Raw genomic sequence first — 5,347 nt, forward strand, 5'->3', positions numbered from 1 at the left:
GCGCCCCCCCCCCCGCGGCCCTCCACCCCTCTCCCTTTTTGTTGTTTGTATCTAAACCCACCCCCGTCTTTTTTTCCACCCCCCCCCCCCACGCTCGATGCCCCTGGGGGTCAGTACAGGCTGATCGCCAGGCGCTGGCGGGCCTTGATCACGCGCGGGTCGGTGGGCCCGACGATCTCGAAGTACTCGACGAGCCGCACGCGGAGCTTCTCCTTCGCGTCCGCGTCGGCGCCGGGGAGCAGCTCGAGCAGGCGGGCGAAGGCGTCGTCCACCTTGCCGCCGAGCATGTCCATGTCGGCCACGGCGAGCTGCGCCTCGACGTCCGTCGGGGCGTCGGCCGCCGCGGTCCGGGCGGCCTGCAGGTCGGCACCGCGGGTGCGCTGCAGCAGGCGGACCTGCGCCAGGCCGGCCACCGCGAGGGCGTCCTTCGGGTCCTGCTTGATCGCCTTCTCGTACGCGGCGACGGCGGTGTCGAGGTCGTCGCGCTCGATCGCGTCGTACGCCTCCTGGTGCAGCGGCGGCAGCGGCTCCTCGACCGGCTCCTGGTCGAGGGCCTCCGCGGGCTCCTCGCCCTCCGCGCCCTGAGCGGGGGCGCGTCCCGTGACGCCGTTCTGCTCGGCCGCGGCCAGCACCTGGTCCAGGACGCCGCGCACCTGCTCCTCGGGCGCCGCCCCCTGGAACAGCGGGAGGGGCTGGCCCTGCAGGACCGCGACCACGGTCGGCACGCCCTGCACCTGGAAGGCGGCCGCCACCTGCGGGTAGGCCTGCGCGTCGAGGCGGCCGAGCAGGAACCGGCCGGCGTACTCCTCCGCGAGCCGGCCCAGCAGCTCGCCGAGATCGGCGTTGGCCTTGTCGGTGGGGATCCACAGCAGCATGACCACGGGGTACGTGGTCGAGTCCTGCACCACCTGCTGGAAGTTCGCGTCCGTGACGTCCAGCACGTAGCCGCCCGCCGACGGCGCGCCGCCGGGCTCCCCCGGGGGCGGCGACTGCGGGCGGTTCAGCGCCGACAGGTCGACGGCGCCACGCGTGCTGAAGGTCGGGTCGGGCGTGGGGTTGGTCATGGGCGCCATCCTACGAGCGGAGCGTCAGTTCGAGGCCGCCGTCGCCACGTGCGAGTAGCCGAGCGGCCGGATCTTCTCGTCGGAGCCCTTGGCCGGGACGTACAGCGCGACCATGTCCGTGTACCGGGTGTTCAGCACGTTGGTCTGCTCGGCGTCACCGAGGAGCGCCTTCTGCGTCTCGGAGAGGGCGGGCACCTTAGCGTCCTCCTCCGCCTCGACCGTGGTCCTGCCGTCGAGGACGCCCATGACGAGCGCCCCGCCGTCGGCCGTGCGGACCGCACGGACCTCGTCCTTGCGCGCCTTGTACTTCTGCGTGTACTTGGTCCCGGACTCCTCGAAGCCCTCGACCTCCTTCCACGCCGCCGCGTCGGCCGCGACGGCCGAGACCAGGTCGCCGTCCGGCAGCTCGAAGCCCTTCGCGAAGGACGACTTCTTGGCACCGAGGGTGACGATGTCCGCGTACTGCGCGAGGGCGTCGACGGGGGACGCCGCGAGGGAGTCGTCGTCCCCCGCCACGGCGTCCGATCCCACGGCCGAGTCGGCGAAGTACGGCATGCTCTGCCCGGGGATGAGCTGCACCCACGCCCACATCTTGTAGTCCGAGCGCGCGGACGCCTGCTCGAACGCCACGAGGCGCGGCGTCTCGAGGTCCTCGGTGCTGGACGTGATGGAGAAGCTGGTGCGCGGCCATCCCTCGGTGGTGGGGATGATCATCTGCTGGGACTCGCTCGGGATGTCCGTCACGAACTCCGCGTTGTCCCGCTTCTTGGCGACGGCGAGCTGGCTCTTGCGCACCTCGTACGCGGGCCCGCTCACGCGCGGCTTGAGCGCGTCGCTCTTGAGCGCCTTGTCGGCCTTCGCCACGGTGTCGGCGACCGCGGTGAACACCTGGGTGTCCTGCTCCTCGGTCAGCACGGGCCCGCTGAACGCCTCGCCGGCCTGGGGCTGGGGCAGCTCGTCGGCGCAGCCGGCGAGCAGCGTCGTCGACACGACGAGGGCGCTCGCCACGGCCAGGCCGCGGGTGGTACGGCGGTTCATCGGTTCTCCCCGTCGTTGTCGGTCGTGGGGTCGGCGGGCTGCCCGGTCCGGGAGGTGTCGCCGAAGCCCCAGGTGGCGCGCCAGGCGGCGGCGCGGCCCGCGGGCGTGGAGGGGTCGGGTCGGGTGGCGTCCTGCTCGGACGCCCCGTCGGGCTGCGCCGGGCGCACCGCGGGGATCGAGCCGGTGATGGCGCGCAGCATGCGGGTCATCCCGCCCTGCTCCGCGGCCCGCCGGGCCTCCTCCTGGGCGCGCAGCTCCCGCCGCGTCATGCGCAGGGCGCCGGTGGCGGTGGTCGGCTCGGCCGGCACGGGCTCGTGCGCGGTCGGCTCGGCCGGAGCGGGGACGGGCAGGCTGCCGAACGGCGCAGGGGCCGCCACGGGCGCCGGGTCGGCCGAGGGCGTGGCCGGCGCGTCGGACGGCGCGTCGGCGGTCTCGTCGCGCTGGCGGCGGCGCGACCGGCGCAGCAGCCGGCCGGCGAGCGGCACCTCGGCGGTGCCGGCGGCCGAGTCGCGCGCCGTGCCGTCCTCCGGGGAGTCGTCCGCGCCCTCGGTACCCGTCGCCGGCTCGGCGGGGGCGGCCTGGGCGCCGTCCGGCCGGGGCTCTGCGGGCGTCGCCGGCGCCCAGGGGCCCGCGGTCGCGGTCGTCGGGCGCACCGGCGCGAACGGGGCCCCGAGGCCACCGGCCGACGGGCCGTCGTCGTGGAGGTCGGTGGCGGACTCGTCGCCCGCGCCCTGCTCGGCCAGGTCGGCCCGGCGGGCGCGGGCACGGCGCCCGCCCAGCACGAGCAACAGGGCCCCGCCGAGCACCAGCACGGCGCCCACCCCGACACCGGGCCACAGGTAGGGCGTGGTGACGGCGCGCGGCCAGCTGAGCTCCAGGGTCGGCGCCTTCGCACCCTCGCCGACACCGGCGGCGAGGAGCGTCCAGCGGCCGGGGCGGTCGCTCCAGCGCAGCGTGACGCTGTTCTCGTCGGAGGCCTCGGCCACCCACATGTCCGACCCGGCCGGGTCGGCGCCGGACTTCGGCGCCTCCTCGGTCTCGGCGTCGGGGTCGGCGGGCTCGCCCGCCGCGACGGAGAGGTTCTCCCAGTCGCTCAGGCCCGTCACGCGCGAGTAGGGGTCGTTGCCGACCCACCCCGCGACGTCGACGTCCCGACCGACGGCGAGCGTGACCTTCTGACCCTCGGGGACGGACGCGCTCACGGTGACGTCGCCACCGACGAGGCCGAGGACACCGGGGTCGGTGACGACGAACGTGCCGTCACCGGTCGGCTTGGCCGTGGCGACCACCGTGTCGGTGTCGCGCCAGACCGTGGCCGAGGCGACACCGAGCGCGGCGGCAGCCAGTCCGACCAGGACCAGGACACCGCCCAGAATGCGTTGCAGCACCGAGCTTTCCCTTCGACGTGGACAGTCCAGCATAGGGACGGCGCGGAGGGCTCCGTCCACGTGGCCGCCCTGGCAGGGTGCGGTTCACGAACCCTTCACGACTCGCGTACGACGGACGCGCCCTGGCTCCTGCGCGTCGTCACGACCCGTGGAACACTGCCGGGGCGACGCCGTCGCGCCGCACCGACCCGGCGTGGGAGGATGTCCGACTCGTCCCGCGAGGGCCAGAATGTCCCGAGTATCGGCGCCCTGCCCCCGCCACTATCCTGGCGACGCCGGGGCACCCACCATGTACGGAGGTCTGCACGTGTCCGACGAGCGCACGCTCTTCCCGATCACCATGCGCGGTTACGACCGCGCGCAGGTGGACGGTCACATCGCCCGACTCGAGCAGGCGCTCGAGGAGGCCCGCCGGAACGTCGAGAGCACCGACGCGCGCGCCATGCAGATCTCCTCGGAGCTCGCGCTGGTGCAGCGCCAGCTGCGGGAGAACGAGAAGCCCTCCTACGCCGGGCTCGGCTCGCGCGTCGAGCGGCTCCTGCGGTCCGCGGAGGAGCAGTCCACCGAGGTGCTCACTCAGGCGAACCAGCAGGCCGCCGACATCATGGCGCGGGCCAAGCTGTCCGCGGGCCAGGTCCGCGCCCGCGCGGAGTCCGAGGCCTCCGAGCTGCTCGGCAGCGCGCGTCGCGAGGCCGAGGAGATCCGGTCCACCACGGCCGCCGAGGCGGAGGGCACGCTGCTCGCCGCCCAGCGCCGCGCCGAGGAGCTCGTCGGCTCGGCCGAGCGCGAGGCCGCCCTCATCACCAGCACGCTGTCCGCGGAGGAGAGCGAGCGCCGCGCCACCCTCGAGCGCGAGATCGGCGTCCAGCGCTCCACCGCGGAGCGCGAGACCACCGAGCTGCGCGTCGCCGCCGAGCGCGACACCGCGCAGCAGCGGGCGCAGGCCGCCGCCGAGGCCGCCGCGCAGCGCGAGGAGGCGGACCGCGAGTCGACCGACCTCCTGGAGCGCACCCGCCGGGAGGCCGCCCGCATCATCGCCGAGGCCAAGCACCAGGCCGCCGAGGCGTCCGACGCCGTGACGACCGAGCTCGAGCAGCTGCGCGAGCAGGCCCGTGCCGCGCTGGCCGACGCCGAGCTGGAGATCGCGCAGCGCCGGGAGCAGGTGGAGCACGAGGCCGCCGCGCGCCACGAGACCGCCCGCCAGGAGACGGACCTGCTCGTCCGCGCCGCCGAGGAGCACGCGGCGGAGGCCGAGCAGCGGGTCGCCATGGCCCTGCAGCAGGCGGAGAAGGTCCGCGCGGAGTCGGACGCCTACGTGAAGTCCCTCGTCGCGGACGCCCGCCGCACCGCGGACGGGATCGTCGCCGAGGCGCGGGAGTTCACCGAGACGATGGTCAACGACGCGCGCGTCGAGGCGGAGAACCACCGCTCCACGGCCGCCCGCCAGCTCGAGGACCTCACCCGCCGGCACGACTCGATCAACTCCTACCTCGAGGAGCTGCGCGGCCTGCTCGGCGCCGAGAAGGTCGAGACCCCGGCCGGTCAGGGCCAGCCCGTCACCGTCCTGCAGGCGCCCGTCCCGGCTCCCCCGGCTCCCCCGGCGCCGCAGGCGGAGAAGGCCGCCGAGCCCGCCGACGTCGAGCCCGGGGCCGACGACCAGCCGGACGCCGCCGGGCCCGAGGACGCCTCCTCCGACCAGGACTCCGCGGAGCCCGGGGACGTCGCCGCGCCCGAGGACGCCACGGACGAGCCCGAGACGGCGGGCGCCGAGAAGGAGTCCCCGGCACCGTCCAAGGCCAAGACGAAGGCCAAGGCCTGAGCGACGCGCCCTGACGCCGCGGGCCCGCCACCGTCGGG

4 protein-coding genes are annotated in these 5,347 nt (G+C 75.2%); 1 reads left to right on the forward strand and 3 read right to left on the reverse strand.

Annotation, left to right across the window (positions count from 1 at the left end):
* Positions 1 to 110: 110 nt before the first annotated feature.
* Genes ACFQ8T_RS16630 through ACFQ8T_RS16640 form a run of 3 tightly spaced genes read right to left on the reverse strand, consistent with a single transcriptional unit; the run spans position 111 to position 3,490 of the window.
* Positions 111 to 1,064 carry a tetratricopeptide repeat protein gene (locus tag ACFQ8T_RS16630; RefSeq protein ID WP_430547591.1) on the reverse strand — a complete coding sequence of 318 codons (954 nt, stop codon included), beginning with the start codon at positions 1,062 to 1,064 and terminating at the stop codon, positions 111 to 113.
* Between the two features lie 24 nt (positions 1,065 to 1,088).
* Positions 1,089 to 2,102, reverse strand: a complete 1,014-nt coding sequence (locus ACFQ8T_RS16635) for a hypothetical protein (RefSeq protein ID WP_430547592.1) — start codon at positions 2,100 to 2,102, stop codon at positions 1,089 to 1,091.
* The gene (locus ACFQ8T_RS16640) at positions 2,099 to 3,490 is read right to left on the reverse strand and encodes a hypothetical protein (RefSeq protein ID WP_430547593.1); all 1,392 of its coding nucleotides are present in this window, start codon (positions 3,488 to 3,490) and stop codon (positions 2,099 to 2,101) included. The genes ACFQ8T_RS16635 and ACFQ8T_RS16640 overlap by 4 nt, the downstream gene beginning before the upstream one ends.
* Before the next feature lie 307 nt (positions 3,491 to 3,797).
* Between ACFQ8T_RS16640 and ACFQ8T_RS16645 the strand changes: the two genes are divergently transcribed.
* Positions 3,798 to 5,309 carry a hypothetical protein gene (locus ACFQ8T_RS16645; protein ID WP_430547594.1) on the forward strand — a complete coding sequence of 504 codons (1,512 nt, stop codon included), beginning with the start codon at positions 3,798 to 3,800 and terminating at the stop codon, positions 5,307 to 5,309.
* Positions 5,310 to 5,347 lie beyond the last annotated feature (38 nt).

It is taken from the genome of Isoptericola sp. NPDC056618, assembly GCF_042792715.1.
GTDB classification, from domain to species: Bacteria; Actinomycetota; Actinomycetes; order Actinomycetales; family Cellulomonadaceae; genus Isoptericola; species Isoptericola nanjingensis.